Below are 18,419 nucleotides of genomic sequence, written 5' to 3'. Positions count from 1 at the left end.
GAAAAAGAAGGAAAAATTTCGCGCATGTTCTAAATTTAAGAGAGTGTCTCTTATGTGGGTATTATGTGCGTGGCTGAAGTGTTTTTTTCCTGTCAACCGGTGTTTGCGAACGACCTACAGCAGTGGGGTAGCGAACTGTTATTTCGAGAGGGGTTGGAGAATAAATTTCCGTCCATCGATGAGGATACCGCCACCTCTCGAATCCTGAGTGCCAACTTTCTTGCCAGTAACTCCAATCAAGCACAAAGTCGATATATCGTCAGTTTTGGCGAATCTTCTCTCCGGGATGAAATCCCTTTATCAATGCCCAGTCAAAGTCTGATTATTTTCGTTACTGAAGATTGCCAACCGTCTGCGGATTTGGTGAGCAAGTTACGTGCTTACCGTACGCAAGGTTATCGCATCATGATGGATGGCAAAGCCTTGCACAATGCGTGGCGAAATTATCTAGAGCTGGTGGATATTTTCAGCATCAGTATGGAGAGGGATAGCCCAAGTGATTGGGAGCAAACCATCAACCAGTATTCTCAGCAAGTGTTTCTCGCCCGCAAAGTTGAAAAACAGGAAGAACTCCATGCTGCTCAGCATGCAGGTTTCACGCTTTTCCAGGGGTATTTCTTTGAGAAACCGACCATTATTCGCTCTGAAGACATCGCCCCTTCAGTCATGTCATTGCTGGATATCTGCATCATCATCAATAAAAACCCAGACGATATTGATACCCTGACCAATATTATTTCCAAAGACGTCTCGCTTCTCTATAAGGTCATTGCGAGTGCTAATATCTTGGCAAAAACAAAAACAAACAAAATAGCCAACCCAAGACAAGCCGTGGTTTATCTCGGCGTTCAAGCATTGAGAAGGCTCGTATCGTTGCTGATTATGTCAAACCTCAATCATCAACATGCGGTGCAGCTGCAAAGCATTGCATTACTCCGAGCAACATTCTTTTCCTCCCTTCAAATAGAGCATAAAGAGTTCAACGCGGATGAAGCCTTTATCGTCGGCGCATTTTCGATGCTCGACACCATGCTGAGTAAGCCAATGAATGAGATCGTTAGTCAGTTGGACCTTTCGAACAATGTGAAGAAAGCCTTGACCACTAAAGAAGGGGTGTATGGTCAGCTAATTCTTCTTTCGCATGACATTGAGCACGCTAACTGGAACGGCTTGGTTCATTGGTGTAATGAGCTTAATCTCAATGACAAAGTTGCAGTAAAAGAGTTTGAAGCTGCGAGGATAAATACAGCCGAAATTACATCAAGTATGCAGGTTTAAGTCATGTTTCTGATGCGCACCAAACTTGCAGTTATTCTCGTTGTCAGTGGTACGCTGATACTCAGCCTGTTCGGTCTGTTTAACTATTTTAAAACGCATGACCGCCTCTACGGGGAGTTGGAGTTTGAGGTTAACTCCATTGCCGATCGCCTCTCTTATCGTCTTCCGGACCAACTTTGGAATTATGACTTTGATACTGTCGTTAATGACTTAGAGAGTGAGGCGACATCACGCTTTATCTACCGTATTGAAGTGATTGCGAAAGAAGACAATTTCCGGCACATCACTGCTCCCAAAGATGGTTTAGATGACAACGAATTCCACCTTCGAACTTTCCCCATCATTTTTAACGGCGTCGACCCGCCAGTTGAAGTAGGGGAGTTGATTGTCTATGAAGACCCTCGCCCCATTAAAAATACGCTCACATCAGAAATCGTCTCTGGGATCGTTCAAGTATTCTTGCTTGATTTGATGATCATGTTTTTGATCTGGAAGTATGCGCGAGCGATTAAAGAGATAGAGTCAAATCAGCGTTATCTCAACACAATCATTCACAGTTATAATGATGGCCTGATTGTGTTGGCAGAAGACCACAACATTGTCACGCTTAATGAAGCGGCAAAGCGGATTTTTGAATTTGAGGGTTTCACAGATTCAGAACCTCAACTTTCTGACATCATTGCCAAAGTAGTGCCAGACTCCCGCGCATATTTTTCCCAAGCACTATACGGCTTCAATACGAAGAACTTGAATTACGAACTTGTTCGCGACAAAGAAAAGATGATTGTTCAGGTACGTTCCACGCGGATTCTAGTGAACGATGAACATCTACAGGTGGCGATATTTCGGGACATTACCGAACAGCACATCGATAAGCTTAAAGTGTCAAAAGGTGCAGAACTGTTTTCGGCAGTCAAAACCCTTCAAGATAAATTTCTGACCAGCGAAGATTTTCAACACAGCTTCAAGGAAGTCCTGAAGATCTTGCTTAAGATTGGCGAAAGTAACCATGGCATCATTGTCGAAGTTGATTATGACAGCCCAAATAACTATCGCACGCTGGCACAAACCCGACTAGTGGCGAATGGATTTGTTTCGGCCAATTTCGTCGAAGGTGTCATCACCGATGTGATTGAAACAAAAAAGGGAAATCGAAGTTTACAGGTTGCTGGCCTGACGCAGTCGAACAGTAAACTCATTATTAACTCTCTAAGCATGCCACTGTTTCTTTCTAATCAGCTGGTAGGGGTGGTGTGTTTGTTCGATGAATCTACCTACTACGAAGACGATTTGTTGTCTTGGATTGATCCTGTTCTTTCAAGCTTGAGTGCAATGGTGAACTTTGTTCGTCAGAAAAAGCTCAATGACCTTATTTCAGAGGAAATGGTCAGGGCAAAAGAGCAAGCGGAAAAAGCCAATGAAGCGAAAACAAACTTTTTAGCAATGATGAGTCACGAAATTCGGACGCCTATGAATGGGATTGTCGGGATGTCGAATTTACTAAAGGACACCAAACTTAGCCAACAACAAACGTACTTTGTTGATACGCTCGTTCACTCCTCTAATGCTCTGTTGAATATCATTAACGATGTTCTAGATTTGACCAAAATCGAAGCAGGCAAAATGCAATTGATCCAACAAGAAACTGAGTTGGTGGATACCGTGCATGATGCGCTGGCTGTGTTCCACAGCAAAACAGTTGAGAAAAGTATTCGTCTGCACTGTTTGATTGAGCCTGACTTGCCAAAATGGGTCTTACTTGATCAAGTACGCTACACGCAAATTATTCTGAACCTTGTCGGCAATGCCGTGAAGTTTACTAAAAATGGTTCGGTGATGGTGTTGCTGCAAAAAGTGCCTAGCTCAACGGGGCCTGTTTTACGTTTACTCGTCATCGATACGGGTATTGGTATTCCAAAAGAGAAGCAGGCATCCATTTTCGAAAACTTTACGCAAGTAGACTCGTCCTATTCACGTTCTTATCAGGGCACAGGCTTAGGGTTACCCGTTTGTTTGAAGCTAACTGAATTAATGAATGGTTCGATTACCGTAGAGAGTGAAGAAGAAGTCGGAACGACATTTACCGTTGATGTGCCGCTTATATCCGTGAAAGGCAAGATGGATACGCTGTTTGATGACTTTACGTTAAGTAATGAGGTGTTATCCAGACGAATACTGCTAGCAATGGAAGACAACCAACTTCACTCCGTACTTCATCGCTACCTTGTGGCTCTTGGGCTGCGAGTTAAACGTATTTCCGAAAGAGATATCCTCTCCGATGATGAATTGGAGTCTTCTGCACTGTTTGTCGATGATGAGGTGCTAGGTAAGTACCAACCGATAGTCAGGAAAGTGGCCCATTCACTTTTGATTAGTCACGATGGCTTAATTGAAGAACACGGTATGCCTTGCTTGATCAACCCTGTCAGCCCAGAAGCATTGGTCTATGCGCTAGATTTTGGTAAGACACTGCCACTGGAGGCTGAAGACGCTGTCGAAAAATCTGAACCTGTCTTTGATGGGTTAAATGTTCTCGTTGCGGAAGATCATCAGGTTAATCAAGATTTGATGGTGTTAATCCTCAACAGTTTGGGTTGCAAGTCGACGTTATCGGAAAACGGGGCTGAGGCACTTGAGAAACACAAAGCGTCTCGGTTCGATCTGATTTTGATGGATTGTCAGATGCCTCAAATGGATGGCTTTGAGGCGACAAAGCGCATTAGAGAATTTGATATAGAAACACCTATTATTGCAGTGACGGCGAATGCGCTGTCCGGTGATGCAGAGCGTTGTTTGAAAGCGGGAATGAACGCGCACCTCGCGAAGCCTTTCACGAAAGACCAGCTTGTCAATTTGATGACGCTGTATGTGCCATCGGATAAGTTCACAACGTGTGGTCCCGCGCCAGTGAGCACAGAGCACAAATCGTCGAACCATGACTTAGCGACAGAGAACGCCCCAACACCTGAAAATGATTCGAAGGTAGATACGTCAGCGAGTATTGATTTAGATAGGCTGAGAGATCAAGTAGGTGACAGTGAAGAACTGCTTCATCATATACTGTCGAAATATGTGACCAGCCAAGAAAATGATCTGGGGGCATTCCAAAAGGCCTTAGACAATGGTGATATTGCCTCTGCAAGGAAACTTGCGCATAGAATGAAAGGTGCTGCAGCTATGGTTGGCGCAGATGATCTTGCAGCTTTATGTTTGAAGATCGAGAAACATCAGAGCAATAGCGTTCAAGATTTATACGAGATTTTTGAAGAGTTGAATCAGCGAGCGCAGTCAGTAGCCCGAGAAGTAGAAACTATCTGTACCGCTTAGCTCGCGTCTTCAAAGTCATATCGCCAAGGTTATTTAAAAAGGAAAAAGTTGACCGGATTCCGCGAGCGATAGGTACGTACTTCGAAAGCCATTATTCCATTCGTGCAACATATAGCCCCCTGTATTTTGTGTAAATCCAACGGGGGCATCTTGTCTGTGATCGGTCACAAACGAACTTGCCGTGGCAGGTGAAGACATCACGGTTTTGCCTCCAACACTGCACACAATACTGTTATGCAGATGCCCACATATGATTCTTACGTCTCTTTGTGTATTTGTGAGTATTTCGTGCAATTCATTCACACCTTCTAGCCCGATAGCATCCATAAACTGAATACCCGATTCAAAAGGGGGATGGTGCATCGCTATCAGAGCGGGTCTATCGGAAGATTTATCGAGTGATGAAGCGAGGAACTGCAAGGTACTTGGTGACAGTCTGCCGCCACCGCTGCCCGGTATGACGGTATCCAAACCAACAAGATCAATATCGTGAAAATGTGCAACCCAATTGATTTCTTCAGATTGGTTTACATCAATCATTTCACCAAAACACTGATGCATAGATGACCGAAGGTCGTGGTTTCCAGGAATTACGTGATAAGGGATCGCCAATCGTTCAATAACCTGCTTGAAACCTTCATAACTGGCGACATCGCCATGATCTGAAATGTCGCCTGTTACAACAATGCCATCAATCTGGCCGAGTTTAGGTAAATCCTGTTTTATTTTCTCGATAGCCTGTTCAAACAGAGAATAGGTATCAAGCACCTCTGATACCTTCTTTGGCGGGGGAACGATATGCGTATCGGTTAACTGAATAATTCTCGTCATGCAACGTTCCTTACTTTATGCCTGCTCGCAGGAATGCTTGCACAAACTGTCGTTGGAAAATGAGGAATGCGATAAGCAGAGGCGCGATCGACATCATTGTGGCTGCTGAAATTACCGAGATATCTACCCCGTTTTCTGGTGCTCCAAAAATTGACAAGCCAACGGTGAGGGGGCGGGTATCGTCAGAGTTAGTCACAATCAACGGCCAGAGGAAGTTATTCCAGTGCGTTGAAACAGACACCAAGGCGTAAGCGAGATAGGTGGGCTTCGCTAAGGGTACATAGACACGCATCAATATACCAAAGAGCGAACACCCCTCAACACTTGCGGCTTCATGTAGTTCATAAGGTACTGACTTAAAAGACTGACGCATCAGGAATATGCCGAATGCGCTTGCCATGTAAGGCATGCCAACCCCAAGAATGGTGTCGAACAAGCCAAGTTTTGATGTGACGGCATAGTTCTCGACGATCAGCACTTCCGGTAAAATGAACAACTGCAGCAATACCAGAATAAATACAAAGTCTTTTCCTGGAAAAGATACCTGGGCAAACGCAAAGCCCGCCAACGTGGTGATGATAAATTGACCAATTAAAACCACGGTTACGAGGCAGAATGTATTAATGAAATACTTAATCCACGGTGCGCCTTCCCATGCAACACGGAAATTGTCGAGAGTCCATCCAGACAGTAGATTGAAGTTGACCGCATCTGATGTTGTATGAAACGCAGCCCAAAACGCGAATAGCAAAGGCGAGATCCAAATGACCGCGAGAAGCAGTGCGCCAAATGTGTCGAGATGCTTTTCGATAGCTTTCATTGGTAATGCGTCCTTTTATCGAGATACAGAAATTGAACAGCGGCTGCAATTCCTAAAACAATCAACACCAATACAGTCATCGCGGCGGCATGTGGTGCATCGAAGAATGCGAATGCCATTTCCCAGATGTAGTAAAGGATGAGTTTGGACGCGTCTGAAGGGCCACCTTTCGTCAGAATAAATAGGTGGTCAATGAGTTTTACCGAGTTAATCATGGCGTTAACCACAATAAACAGGGTGGTGGGCATCAACAACGGCAACACGATTCGACGCGTATAAGTCCAGCGTCCAGCACCTTCAATATCGGCGGCCTCTTTGTAGTCTGCGGGGATAGTTTGAAGCGCGGCAAGGTAGAAAATCATAAAGAAGCCTGCTTCTTTCCAAATCGTCACGATAATCACTGCCCATAATGCCGTTTCAGGCTGACCGAGCCAATTGACCGATTCAAAGCCAAAGAAAGCTCCAATCTGGTCAAGCACGCCAAGGTCTGGGGTGTAAAAAAACAGCCATAGGTTTGCTGCTGCGATCATCGGTAACACGGTTGGCGTAAAATAGGCGGTCCGGACAAACCCTTTTCCTGAAATTTTGCCATTCGCCCAAAGGGCCATTGTCAGCGCAATAATAATGGAGAGTGGAATAGTCATTGCTGCATAGAAAAGGTTGTTTTTAACCACTATCCAGAAGGTCGGGTCATTGAATAAGTCGGCATAGTTCTCAAGACCGGTAAATTCAGAAGGCCGACGTCGAGTACCTTTGGAGAACAGACTCTCCCATAGCGTTGCCAAGGAGGGATAGAATGCAAAGAGCGAGAGCAAAATGGCGGCAGGCGTTAATAAAAACCAACCGTAGAGATGCTGTCGACGACGTTGCAATTCGGCGTAATGATTCATAGTAGAGCTCTACAACTAATGCGCTCCCTGCTGCATCAGCAGGGAGCGGGTGGCTTACTGATAGTCACGAAGAAGACGTTTCGCAGAGGTTTGTGCCTCTTCCAAAGCGACTTCTGGCGTTTTTTGGTCGGTTAACGCAAATTGTATCGCGTTGTTTAACCCCTCACGGACGCGAGCAGTTTCATACGTTGAAAACTCTGCGACTGCATGTTGGAGTTGGTTACGAGCGACAAGGGCTGGTGGAAATGACGCGGTATATTCTTTCAATACTTCTGTCTCATAAGCACTTTTAGACACACCCATATACCCGGTTGCTTTAGACCATTTAGCGGCCTGCTCAGGGGAGGTCATGAACTTAATGAGCTTCATTGACGCCGCTTTTTCTTCATCAGACGTATCTTTGAATATGTAGAAGTTACCACCACCTGTTGGTGAGCCAAGACGAACATTACCGGGTAACATAGCAACGCCGAAATCGAATTTTGCTGCGTTTTTAACAGCGGTTAGATTGCCTGTTGAGTGCCACATCATCGCTGTATTGCCTTCGAGGAAAGCTTGACGAAGCGTGCCCCATTCAACCGTACCTTTTGGCATTACACCGTGCTCTTCAGACAATGACTTCCAGAACTTGAGCGTATCTACCACGTCCTTGTCATTGAAATAGGTTGTCAGGCCATCATCGGACATCAGCTTTTTACCGTTTTGAATAGCTAAAGCCTGAAACATCCAATAAGGGTATCCCGTAGAAGGGATCATGATGCCGTAAGTATCATCGTTGGTGAGCTTTTTACTGACCTCTACCAATTCATCCCATGTTTTTGGTGGTTTTTCCGGGTCTAAACCAGCAGCGCGAAACATGTCTTTGTTGTAGTAAGCGACGATGGTGGAACGCTGAAAAGGAATACCCCATGTTTTGCCTTCTGCCTGACCGTTTTCCATCAGTGCAGGGTAGAAATCATTGAGCCAAGCTTGGTCTGCTTCCCCTTTGAGTTGGTCATCAAAAGGAGAAATGAGGTCTTGCTCAATCAAATCATAAACATCGATAGAGAACATAACGGCTAACTGTGCAGGCTCCCCGGAGTTAAGGGCCGACAGTGCACGGACGCGTGTGTCGTCATAGTTGCCTGAATAAATCGCATTCACTTTGATATCAGGGTTCTGCGCTTCAAAATCATCGACCATTCCATCGACGACTTTTGTTAGCGCGCCACCGACTGCAATCGGGTAGTACATATTGAGTTCAGTGGTTGCTGCCATTGCTTGTGAAGAAAGTGTGAACGCACTGGCAAAGGCACAACTCAATACCGTTGAGAACTTCATAATTTCACCATTGGTTACGTTGAACGTTATTTGAGGTTTCGGTTATCGCGGCTTCATGCGATGTAGCATGATGGTGGCGAGAAACGGCCCCTCTCCGTGTTAATTCATTCTGTTTCCATCACCATCAAAGAAATGCAATGCATTGTCCTCAAAGGTTATGTCTACTGCGCTCCCTTCTTTTAAGGAGTTATACCCATCTAATTTCACCACTAAGCCTTTGGCGTTGGGGTGGTCTAATAACACATGGGTTTCTTCACCGAGGTATTCGCTTTCAGATACGATGCAGCTAAGTCGTCCGAGACCAGCTTCTACAACGTGAATATTCTCAGTACGAATGCCAACCTTTGACGTGTGTTCGGTTCCGTCAATGACACCACCTTCGATCAGTGCCATGGGCGGTGCGCCAATGAATTCAGCGGCAAAAGTATTCTGAGGTTCGTTGTAGAGTTGTTGAGGAGAACCGGTTTGCATGATGTGGCCATCTTTCATCAAGACAATAATGTCGGCCATACTCATGGCTTCGGTTTGATCATGCGTAACATAAACCACGGTCATGCCGAGTTCTTTCTGCAACTTCTTGATGTCTTTTCTAACCGAATGTCGAAGCTTGGCATCTAAGTTAGAAAGGGGTTCGTCCATCAGGCATAGGGGCTGACCGGCGACGATAGCGCGGGCAAGCGCAACACGTTGACGTTGACCGCCTGATAACTCTCCTGGCTTTCTCTCTTCATAGCCGCTCAGGCCAGTAATATTGAGTGCATTGGCCAATTTTTGATGTCTTTCTTCTTTCGGAACTTTACGTACTTTCATGCCAAACATGACATTTTCAGCAACGGAAAGATGGGGAAACAATGCATAAGATTGAAATACCATCGACAAATTCCGAGCCGATGGGGCCATTTCAGTGACATCAGAGCCTTCAATGCGAATTTGGCCGTTATCGGGTATTTCCAAACCAGCAAGAAGACGCAGTGTGGTTGATTTGCCACAGCCAGAAGGCCCAAGCAGTGCAACGAACGCGCCTTCAGGAATATCAATCGAAATGTTTTCTACACCAAGCTGCCCATTCCAACGTTTTGCGATGTTGTCGAATGAGACAAAAGGTTCTGAGTTCATGAAGCGTCGCCTCCTACTAACTTCAAACGATCGCCGACACGGTCACTAATCGCGGAAAAGTCATCACCGGGATGTTGATCCATGATGATCAAATCGACGTCAAAAAGATTGCCGCCAATGGCGGGTGCAGTCCGTGTTAATTTTGTACTGTCCATGACTAAAATGGATGTTTTGCAGTGTGTGCGAATGGCTTCCCTTACTCGCACTTCAGAGGCATGAAAATCGAGTAGACCGCCGTCTTCCGATACGCCTGCTACACCAAAAATGCCAAATTCAGCGCGGTAACTGTTAAAGAAATCCAATACGCCGTCTCCCAAAATATCTCTGTCGGGCATGCGCACTTCCCCCCCCGGAATAATGATGCGATTGCTGGGTTCATTGCTCAGCACCATGGCTGCATTCAAGTTGTTCGTCATGACCGTTAACCCAGACTTTTGAGTCAACGCTTCAGCCACAATTGCAGGTGTAGATCCAATGGAAATAAACACTGTTGCACCATCTGGAATAACGTCAGCGACAGCATCAGCTATCGCTTTTTTCTCTGTTGGGTTGGTTGCTGCACGCAAATCGTAAGGCGCATTAAGCTGTTGTTCGAAACATTCAACGCCCCCGTGACGTCGGCGTAAAAGGTTGTCATTGCAGAGTTGCTTGAGATCTCTTCTAACTGTCTGAGGAGATACGTCTAACAACTCTGTAAGTAGCTCTACAGATACGTTGCCTCTTGCCTGTGTCAATTCGATGATCTTTTTTCGACGAATTTCGGCTTTCGATGACAGTTTTGATTCAAGGGTCATGGCTGCTCGTTTCTCCTTGTTTCGATCAAGCTAAGAACAGGATTAACAATTGCGCAACAATAAATGAGCGAATGAGCATAAAAATGTTCGTTTATTGATCAAAAGCTCACTTTTGACTAAGTTATTAATAGGCAAATGCTCAAGTTGGATCGGTGTTTGACTGATATGGAACCATTGAAGGTGAACATAAATTGCGTGGTTAAATGGAGGGCGAATGAGTGGAACTGCAATACTTTTCAATCTGTTAGGAGGCGTTGCGTTATTGTTGTTTAGCCTGGCTTTGGTCAAAGAGTCAGTGCTTAAGGCGTTTGGCGGAAAAATCAGGCGAAGTCTAGGCCGAGCGGTGTTTAGCCGTTGGCGAGCGTTTGGCGTCGGCTTGGGTGTGACGTGCTTGCTTCAGAGCAGCACAGCGACAGCATTGTTAGCCAGTTCGTTGGCAAATCAGGGCTTAGCGACGGCGAGTGGACTTGCTATTTTGTTGGGGGCTGATGTCGGTACAACACTCGTTGCGAAAGTTCTGACGTTTGATTTAAGTTGGTTACAGCCTTTATTTTTCATCACGGGCATTATCGTGATGTCCTCAGGAAAGAAAGAAAAGAACCGTCACTTAGGTTCGATTGGCATTGGGTTAGGCTTGATGTTGCTGGCACTTAATATCATTGTTTCTACCTCATTGCCCATGCGTGATTCGTTTGCCATCCAATCTGTCATGACGGCTCTGAATGATGAGCCTTTATTAGCGATCATCGTGGGGATGGGAATCGCATTTCTGGTTCACTCTAGCCTAGCTACCGTTCTTCTCGTCGTCGCGATGGCAAGCTCGGGGGTGATCTCGATTGAGGGGGGAATGCCGCTGATTTTGGGGTCAAATCTCGGCGCAGCATTACCCGCAGTATTCAACACGCTACATTCTTCTCCATCGATTTATCGGGTACCGTTGGGCAACCTTGCGTTTCGAACGATAGGGGTGATCGTGACCTTGCCGATGCTCAATATCATTTCGTCCATGTCCTTATTTCACGGGAACGATCCTGCCGTTGTCCTTGTTAACTTTCACATGATGTTTAATTTATTACTCGCGTTCAGTTTTCTTCCCTTTGTTGGGCCTTGCGCGCGATTACTTGAAAAATGGGTACCAGAGATAGCCACTGAAGCGAGTGATAACAGCCCTAGGTATCTTGATCGTAAAGCCTTTAGAAAGCCTTCTGTTGCTCTAACAAATTCCGTTCGTGAAGTACTGAGAATGGGGGACTTGCTCAAAACCATGCTAGATGGCGCGTTTGATGCACTCCACACCCGAAATGGAGCAGAACTGCAGAACATTAAACGATCAGACGATTTGGTTGATGAATACCATGAGAAAATAAATTGGTACTTAACCGAACTAAGTCGGCATGACATTCCCAAAAAGTACCGTCGACGGTGCTTTAGAATTTCGTCTTATACAACCAATCTTGAACATGCGGGAGACATCCTCGAGTGCAGCATGACCGAGGTTATCAAAAAAATCATTCAACAGAACGTGCATCTTCCTGATTACGAAAAAGCGGTGATTGAAGAGTTAAAACAGTGTATTTATCGGAATATGGAGTTGGCATTTAGTGTGCTCCTGACGGGCGATGTTACCAATGCTCGTGCCCTCATTGAACAAAAAAGCATAGTAAAGAACATAGAGCGAGAAGCGACATTGGCGCATCAAAAAGGGCTTAGAGACAATGACGGCCCCTTTGTATCAGGAAGCTCTTTGTATTTAGATTTACTGAGAGATTTAATACGTATCAATTCACATTTTACCTCTATTGCCTATCCGATACTCGATCAGGCAGGAGAGCTTAGTAGTAGTCGCCTTAAAAAGGCAGAACCTCTCGATGTGATTAACGCCAATCCAAGTCAAAAACGGACATAGATGTCATCAATAAGGTTAGGGAAAAATGACTGAACTTAAAAACACTTACATGATAATGAGGCATGGACAGAGCGAAGCGAATGTGGCGGATATTGTTGTTAGTGACCCCAATATTGGCTGCGATAATTATGGCCTTACTCCCTTGGGTAAGGAACAAGCCCGAGAAACCGCCTTTGCATCTCGTGATAAGCAAATAGATGTGATTTATTGCTCTGACTTTAAAAGGACAAGAGAAACGGCTGATATTGTGGCTCACGTTTTATCGTTAGCCCCTCCAATCACTGATATACGGCTTAGAGAGCGATACTTTGGTGCTTATGAAGGGCTGTCTTCATCGTCATATTCAGAGGTATGGGAAAAGGATGCGTTAGATTCAACGCAAGAGGAAAGGGGCGTTGAAAGCACAATGAATGTGAGAGCACGCGCATTGGCTGCCATTGCAGATTTAGAGCGTCTTTACACTGACAAAGTGATTTTGTTGGTATCTCATGGCGACACATTGCAGATTTTGAGTTCGGCGTTTCATAACATTGAGTCAGGCAGTCATCGATCATTGCCCCATCATGAAACAGGGGAAATCAAAATCTTGATGCGGTGAGGCTTCGCAGATAACCGCTAGCCGTAAAGAAGGGATAGCCAAGGTTATGACGGATCAGTATTCAGCCATTATCTCTTGATTTTAACACTGCGCGCTAATTTCTGACGAGTTACACGAAAGCTACTCTTCGAAAACGTCCAGTTCAGTGCGGGAATTGGATGATTGAAACGTCACGTTTTTTATTCAGATAAGTCGGCTGTATTTTCAAAATTCATTTCATTTGAAATACTTGCACGAAATCACACAAAAAAAATTCACAAAAAATTGATTTGAAAGCTTGACCTTAAAATGGCATGTAAAACATGAGGATACGTGCGATTGTCAGGTGTGGATAACGCATTTTTTATCCACAGAATCGGTTGATAAGTCGGTAGATTTCTTCTTACAACACTGTCTTCATGCGGCTTCCCAGAAAGTCAATAGTGCCTTAAAAATTGCCAAAATATTAAAAGACAAAAACACATCACCTGACCAAGATATTAGTCAGGTGATGTCTATGTAACAGAGAAATTTGCGAGAGGGATAACTCGAGAAAATAAAAGTGAATCGACAATCATTCGGCAACGTCTTGGGGGACTGCACTGCGTTGCCGTAACGTGTGTTTTAAAGCCAGATAGCCGATCACGGATGCCAAAATTGACCCAATGAAGATAGCAACCCGAGAGAGATCAACCAAGGCATGCGACTCTGCGCCTGGGAATGCCAACGTAGTAATAAAGATCGACATCGTGAAGCCGATTCCACAGAGTATTGATGCAGCCATTATATGACTGAAGTCGAGCCCTTTGGGAAGGCTGGCAACATTCGCTTTTATCGCGAGGTAACAAGCGGCTGAAATCCCGATGGGTTTTCCGAGCAGTAAGCCCAGTGTAATACCGAGAGGCAAAGGCTCAAACAGCATACCAAAGCTGAAATTATCGAGAGGAACGCCACTGTTAGCAAAGGCAAACAACGGCAAAATAGCAAAGCTACTCCATGGGTGGATACCGTGTTCAAGATATCTTAACGGGCTGCGGACACGGTGGTGTTTTATGCGCAGTGGAACAGCAAAACCTAGGATAACACCTGCCACAGTGGCATGAACGCCAGACTTCAATACCGCTACCCAAAGAATGGCACCTACCAGTAAGTAGCCGGTCAATCTCGCAACGCCTTTCGCATTCATATAAAACAAGGTTGCGCTAGCAAGAACGGCAACGGCCAATGAAACGAGGGACAAATCGCTGCTGAAGAAAAGCGCGATAATAATAACCGCTCCCAAGTCATCGATCACAGCCAGTGCGAGAAGAAAGACTTTCAGGCTAACGGGTGTTTGTTTGCCAAATAAAGCGAGCACACCAAGGGTAAAAGCAATGTCAGTTGCGGCGGGAATTGCCCATCCTTGCATAGATTCTGGGTTTCCTATGTTAAACATGACAAAGACTAATACCGGAACAACCATCCCCCCAACTGCGGCAACGACTGGGAACATGGCGCGCGATTTGGTTCGTAATGCACCTTGAATAAGTTCACGTTTAACTTCTAGGCCTATGAGCAAAAAGAAAATGGCCATCAGGCCATCATTAATCCACAGTAAGAGATTCTTCTCGATATCCAGTGCGCCAATCTTTATGTGAATGGGCATATCAAGCAAAGTAAGGTAAGCGGGGGCGAGAGGAGAGTTGGCGATTATCAGTGCGGCAAATGCCGTTGCAATGAGAATGATCCCCGGCGCGGTGTCGAGTTTAAAAAAGTCGCCCAATTTCTTGATCAAAACACTCTCCACCCATCGCAAACTTATACCTAAGTCTAATAAGCAAAAGAAGAAAAGGGCAAAAAGTTGTCTTGATTAAAGGTGAAAATTGTGTGATCGAACCTAGGCAAGTCACTTATACAGTACAAAATGCGACTATATCTATGAAACTACTTTCACCGAGAGTGTCAAATCGAAGACTGCCATGGGTTGGTCAAGATTAATAGAAGGGCAAGTGGCAACGATGCGCACCGCTTGATTGACACGCTCACCAGTAGAAAGCGTTTCATCCAACATTTGGTCGATGAGCTTGCCATCGGTGCAGGTAAAAAGCACATCGGCTTCGGGGCGTTTCAGAAAATCACCTTTTACCGATTTAAAAGCCAGTGAGATTTTTCGCCCTCTAGCCTCGGCTTTACTCATGGCCATAAAACCGCCCGCCACATCGGCCCCTATTGCCAAGGTGCCAAAGTACATGCTGTTAAGGTGATTTTTAGTTTTTCTTTTAAGCGGAATGCGTACCTGCACTTGCTCTTCGTCTAAAACAAGGATTTTAGGGCGGCAGTACCAAATTAACGGTACCTTAAAAAATCCGAACAGTTTTAGCATGCGGTTGGCGTGAGCAAGAGTCTGTTTCATCTTTCATCCTTGATATGATCCAGCAATAATCACCCTAATTCGCCAACTGGTCGGATGTCAATGTAAACGCCTTGTTACGTCCGGGCTATGTGATCAACCCCATCAATTGTGCGCGGCAAAAGGCAACAATCGTTTTGCTGTCTTTAATCTCATTGGTCACGATCATTTGCTTCACCTCTTCCACGGAAAAGTGCACGACTTCAATGACTTCATCCTCATCCATATCAGCCTCTGCGAGTGACAGGTTTTTGGCCAAAAAGAGGTATTGAGATTCATTGCAAAAGCCTGGCGCTGGAAGACTCTCACCAAGGTTGTGCCATTCAGATGCCGCGAGTTTGGCTTCTTCGGCTAACTCTCTTTTTGCACAGGCCAAACGGTCTTCATTGCTTTCGAGTGTGCCGGCAGGAAATTCGTAAATCCATGATTCAATAGAAGGGCGATACTGACGGAGTAACACTAGCTTCCCATCGTTCGCGACGGGGAGGATTAAAACCGCGCCAGGGTGAGACAGGGTAATATGCGAGGTCTCTACACCGTTGGGTAAGGTGTGGATTTTTTCTTCAAGCGTAAAGCGTTTCCAGCGTTGAAGGATTGTTGTTTTGGCCATTTGTCGTGCTCTTTATGGTTTCAATCGTTTGATAAGCTACGCGTAACAGAGAAAATTACCGAGATTTGGCGGATTAACGTCCACAAAAGTGTGATCAAACACAATAAAAACTGCGAGAAATTGCAGAAATATGGTAGTATTCGCGCCGAATTTCCACGGGAGTCGCCATGGGTTGATGGGTAAAAGTAGACTCAGTAACTCCCTGTATAAAGAATGATTTTGGAGTATTACCTTTGCAATTTGAAGATCTGGGTTTAGACAAGCGCCTGATAAAAACAATGGAACACTGGGGTTTTGACGCTCCTACCGACGTTCAGGCGGCAGCCATTCCAGTTATTTCGGCCGGAAAAGATCTGCTCGCTTCGTCTAAAACTGGTTCAGGTAAAACACTGGCGTTTTTGCTGCCTGCACTTCAGCGTGTTATGCGCGCTAAAGCGTTCAGCAGACGCGACCCTCGTGTTGTCATCCTTGCGCCTACCCGTGAATTGGCAAAGCAAGTTTATGGCGAGTTGAAGAAACTGTTGGCAGGCACATCGTACAAAGGTGTGTTGATTCTTGGTGGTGAAAACTTTAACGACCAAGCGAAAGAGTTTCGTAAAGATCCGATGTTTGTTGTTGCAACACCGGGACGATTGGCTGACCACCTAGAGCATCGCCATCTGAGCCTTGAGGGTTTGGAAATGCTGATCCTTGATGAAGCTGACCGCATGCTGGACTTAGGTTTTGCGCCTCAGTTGAAAGCAATCAATGCAGCAGCAGGGCACCGTCGTCGTCAAACATTGATGTTCTCAGCGACACTTGATCACAAACAAGTGAACGAGATCGCCGCTGACATGTTGAACGAACCAAAGCGTGTAGCAATTGGTTACGTGAATGAAGAACATAAAGATATCGAACAACGCTTATACCTATGTGATCACCTTGACCACAAACAAGCTCTGCTTGATCGCGTAATGGAAGAAGAGCAATACCAACAAATGATGGTGTTCACTGCAACGCGTGCAGATACTGATCGCCTAGCGAAATTGTTTGTTGAGCGCGGTATTAAAGCGGTAGCACTAAGCGGTGACATGAACCAAACATCACGTAACCGTATTATGAACGAATTCGAACGTGGCTTGCACAAAGTGCTAGTAACGACAGATGTTGCATCTCGTGGCTTGGATATTTCAAACGTATCCCACGTAGTGAACTTTGATATGCCAAAACACGCTGAAGAATACGTTCACCGCATTGGTCGTACTGGCCGTGCAGGTAATAAAGGTATTGCTATCTCGTTTGTGGGGCCAAAAGATTGGAACAGCTTCAAGAGCATTGAAGGGTTCTTGGACAAAACCATGAACTTTGCGACATTTGAAGGCTTGGCCGGTAAATTCAAAGGTTTGGTACCAAAACACAAGAAAACCTTTAAGAAGAAACCAACGCAAACGAAAAGCACCAAGAAGCCAACCGCGAAGAAAGCCGCGCCTAAACAGCGTGATAAGAGCTTCTATAAAACGGTTTCTGTGGGCGAAGATGTGTTCATGGTTAAGAAAAAGAAACCTGAAGCAGAGTAAGCTAACGGTATGAAGAAAGAGCGCCAGCTAATGGCGCTTTTTTTATGTTCAACTAGTGAAAATTAATCGACAGGGAACACGATGAAGATGTTTACTCGCCATGGAAATAATATGGCGTATCTGGATATAGGTAGTGGTCCTGCACTGCTCTTTGGTCACGGTTTCTTATTGAATAGCGCAGTGTGGGCATCGCAGATTGACGTCTTGAGTCAGCACTACCGCTGTATCGTTCCAGATTTTTGGGCGCATGGTCAATCTGCGCCAATGCCAGACGAAACGAAAACATTGGTCGACTATGCCGATGACATGCTGGCATTGATGGACCATTTGGATATTGAAACCTTTGGTGTGGTTGGGCATTCCGTTGGCGGTGTGTGGGGTGCGGAAATTGCGTTAAAAGCACCAACACGCGTGAAAACACTTGTGATGCTGAATGCATTCTTAGGGTATGAGCCAGAAGTTACCAAAGCTAAGTATTTTGGGATGTTAGATACGATTGTATCTGCTCAACATGTGCCTGTTGACGTTATCGACGCGTTTGCGAATCTGTTCTTTTCCGTCAATGCAGAGACGGAGTGTGTTGATGATTTCCGTCAAGTGTTGGGTCGTCTGGATGGGGATCGAGCACAAGATATCGCTAAGGTCGGCAGAATTGTCTTTGAGCGACGAGACACCTTCGATGATGCCGAGTTGCTGACACTTCCGACGCTGATCCTTGCTGGCACTGAAGACAAAATCCGTTCTCCATTAGAATCTATGTTGATGCACGATGGTATTGATGGTAGTGAATATGTTCTTATTCCGAATGCAGGCCATATGAGCAATGTAGAGCAAGCCGACATGGTGACGCGTGCATTAAGCTCGTTTTTATCGAAACAGACCCTCATCTAACTTCTAAACAAATGCCGCCAATTTCAGCGGCATTTTTGCTGAAACTCCTCCGATCTTCCTCAGAAATGTCTTGTTGTTGAGAAGTAACGAACGATCGTTTTCGCTTTATTCAAT

General features: G+C 45.3%; 15 protein-coding genes. 6 read left to right on the top strand and 9 right to left on the bottom strand.

The genetic code is table 11. From position 1 onward, the window contains the following. The first annotated feature begins 69 nt into the window (after positions 1 to 69). Entirely contained in the window at positions 70 to 1,278 is a 1,209-nt protein-coding gene (locus LRP49_RS01140; protein ID WP_274139596.1) for an EAL and HDOD domain-containing protein, read from the top strand. 3 nt (positions 1,279 to 1,281) lie between these two features. Beyond that, positions 1,282 to 4,605 carry a response regulator gene (locus tag LRP49_RS01135; protein WP_274139595.1) on the top strand — a complete coding sequence of 1,108 codons (3,324 nt, stop codon included), beginning with the start codon at positions 1,282 to 1,284 and terminating at the stop codon, positions 4,603 to 4,605. A 33-nt stretch (positions 4,606 to 4,638) separates the two neighbouring features. Here the strand turns inward: LRP49_RS01135 and LRP49_RS01130 are convergent, their stop codons facing one another. The 6 genes from LRP49_RS01130 to LRP49_RS01105 form a co-directional block, all read right to left on the bottom strand. Beyond that, positions 4,639 to 5,436, bottom strand: a complete 798-nt coding sequence (locus LRP49_RS01130) for a phosphodiesterase (RefSeq protein WP_274139594.1) — start codon at positions 5,434 to 5,436, stop codon at positions 4,639 to 4,641. 10 nt (positions 5,437 to 5,446) lie between these two features. After that, positions 5,447 to 6,256 carry a carbohydrate ABC transporter permease gene (locus tag LRP49_RS01125; protein ID WP_274139593.1) on the bottom strand — a complete coding sequence of 270 codons (810 nt, stop codon included), beginning with the start codon at positions 6,254 to 6,256 and terminating at the stop codon, positions 5,447 to 5,449. Continuing rightward, positions 6,253 to 7,146, bottom strand: a complete 894-nt coding sequence (locus tag LRP49_RS01120) for a carbohydrate ABC transporter permease (RefSeq protein ID WP_274139592.1) — start codon at positions 7,144 to 7,146, stop codon at positions 6,253 to 6,255. Before LRP49_RS01120 ends, LRP49_RS01125 begins: the two co-directional genes overlap by 4 nt. Before the next feature lie 54 nt (positions 7,147 to 7,200). After that, a complete protein-coding gene (locus tag LRP49_RS01115; RefSeq protein ID WP_274139591.1) occupies positions 7,201 to 8,466 on the bottom strand; it encodes an ABC transporter substrate-binding protein in 1,266 nt (421 codons plus the stop codon). Between the two features lie 99 nt (positions 8,467 to 8,565). After that, on the bottom strand, positions 8,566 to 9,582 hold the full coding sequence (locus tag LRP49_RS01110; protein WP_274139590.1) for an ABC transporter ATP-binding protein: 1,017 nt from the start codon (positions 9,580 to 9,582) through the stop codon (positions 8,566 to 8,568). Further along, positions 9,579 to 10,376, bottom strand: a complete 798-nt coding sequence (locus LRP49_RS01105; RefSeq protein WP_274139589.1) for a DeoR/GlpR family DNA-binding transcription regulator — start codon at positions 10,374 to 10,376, stop codon at positions 9,579 to 9,581. Before LRP49_RS01105 ends, LRP49_RS01110 begins: the two co-directional genes overlap by 4 nt. 214 nt (positions 10,377 to 10,590) lie before the next feature. Between LRP49_RS01105 and LRP49_RS01100 the strand changes: the two genes are divergently transcribed. Together LRP49_RS01100 and LRP49_RS01095 are read left to right on the top strand one after the other, a co-directional pair. Continuing rightward, positions 10,591 to 12,282 (top strand): Na/Pi cotransporter family protein, encoded by a 1,692-nt coding sequence (locus tag LRP49_RS01100; protein WP_274139588.1) that lies wholly within the window; start codon positions 10,591 to 10,593, stop codon positions 12,280 to 12,282. A gap of 25 nt (positions 12,283 to 12,307) precedes the next feature. Further along, on the top strand, positions 12,308 to 12,880 hold the full coding sequence (locus LRP49_RS01095; protein ID WP_274139586.1) for a histidine phosphatase family protein: 573 nt from the start codon (positions 12,308 to 12,310) through the stop codon (positions 12,878 to 12,880). A gap of 553 nt (positions 12,881 to 13,433) precedes the next feature. Here LRP49_RS01095 and nhaA read toward each other — a convergent pair. From nhaA to LRP49_RS01080, 3 genes are all read right to left on the bottom strand, one after another. Continuing rightward, positions 13,434 to 14,633 (bottom strand): Na+/H+ antiporter NhaA, encoded by a 1,200-nt coding sequence (gene nhaA / locus LRP49_RS01090; RefSeq protein ID WP_274139585.1) that lies wholly within the window; start codon positions 14,631 to 14,633, stop codon positions 13,434 to 13,436. 141 nt (positions 14,634 to 14,774) lie between these two features. Next, positions 14,775 to 15,251: a DUF4442 domain-containing protein gene (locus tag LRP49_RS01085; RefSeq protein ID WP_274139584.1), complete on the bottom strand. Its 477-nt coding sequence runs from the start codon at positions 15,249 to 15,251 to the stop codon at positions 14,775 to 14,777. An 85-nt stretch (positions 15,252 to 15,336) separates the two neighbouring features. Then, positions 15,337 to 15,858: an NUDIX hydrolase gene (locus LRP49_RS01080; RefSeq protein WP_274139583.1), complete on the bottom strand. Its 522-nt coding sequence runs from the start codon at positions 15,856 to 15,858 to the stop codon at positions 15,337 to 15,339. 233 nt (positions 15,859 to 16,091) lie between these two features. On the opposite strand from LRP49_RS01080, the gene LRP49_RS01075 reads away from it, so the two are divergent. After that, on the top strand, positions 16,092 to 17,414 hold the full coding sequence (locus LRP49_RS01075) for a DEAD/DEAH box helicase (protein WP_274139581.1): 1,323 nt from the start codon (positions 16,092 to 16,094) through the stop codon (positions 17,412 to 17,414). A gap of 81 nt (positions 17,415 to 17,495) precedes the next feature. Further along, positions 17,496 to 18,305, top strand: a complete 810-nt coding sequence (locus LRP49_RS01070; protein ID WP_274139580.1) for an alpha/beta fold hydrolase — start codon at positions 17,496 to 17,498, stop codon at positions 18,303 to 18,305. The last annotated feature ends 114 nt before the right edge of the window (positions 18,306 to 18,419 follow it).

The sequence above is a fragment of the Enterovibrio qingdaonensis genome, from assembly GCF_028683135.1.
GTDB lineage: Bacteria > Pseudomonadota > Gammaproteobacteria > Enterobacterales > Vibrionaceae > Enterovibrio > Enterovibrio qingdaonensis.
Note: the sequence above shows the minus strand (reverse complement) of the source record. Positions and strands in the feature narration are given on the sequence as shown.